The sequence below is a fragment of the Bacillus sp. LR--39 genome (assembly GCF_053613335.1).
Genome location: NZ_JBSIOT010001647.1, coordinates 1 through 510 on the forward strand (window position 1 = coordinate 1; position 510 = coordinate 510).

Here is a 510-nt window from a genome sequence, read left to right on the forward strand (position 1 = left end):
ATAGGAAAGGCTATAAAAAAAGCAAGTAACCCATTTATTTAAGTGTTTATTCTTAAATAACATTTTATGACTTGCTTCATGCATGAGATTGTCAAAACCTCTCATTCTACTTCCAATCAAGATAATACTTAATAGGTATATCCAAATATTAGGGGTTTTCATAGATAAATAAATCGAACTGCTTATCACGCCCCAATTAAAGAAGATACATAAGAAGTTATACCAGTTATTTTTCTTGTAAAGTTTGGTTAATTTTTTTCTAGTTTCTTGTGAAAAGATAGAGTTCACTGAAGACATGACTTTTCCTCCGTTATTAATTAGAATAGGGAGCCGAATGGCACCCTATTATTTATATTAATTTGTTACTAAATTTGCTTGATTTAATGCATTTTCTAAATCAGCTTGGATATCTTCAACTTCCTCAATTCCAACTGAAAGTCTAAGCATTCCATCTGTAATTCCACCTTTTTCTCTTTCCTCACGAGGCAATAAATTGTGAGTCATAGAAGC

The 510-nt window shown here is 31.0% G+C and carries 1 protein-coding gene and 1 pseudogene; both read right to left on the reverse strand.

Annotated features, from left to right (window positions below; genetic code table 11):
- Window positions 1-297: pseudogene (locus ACWHAR_RS32295) on the reverse strand (fatty acid desaturase family protein); the annotation flags it as partial.
- A 57-nt stretch (window positions 298-354) separates the two neighbouring features.
- Window positions 355-504, reverse strand: a complete 150-nt coding sequence (locus tag ACWHAR_RS32300) for a PLP-dependent transferase (protein WP_452089079.1) — start codon at window positions 502-504, stop codon at window positions 355-357.
- Window positions 505-510 lie beyond the last annotated feature (6 nt).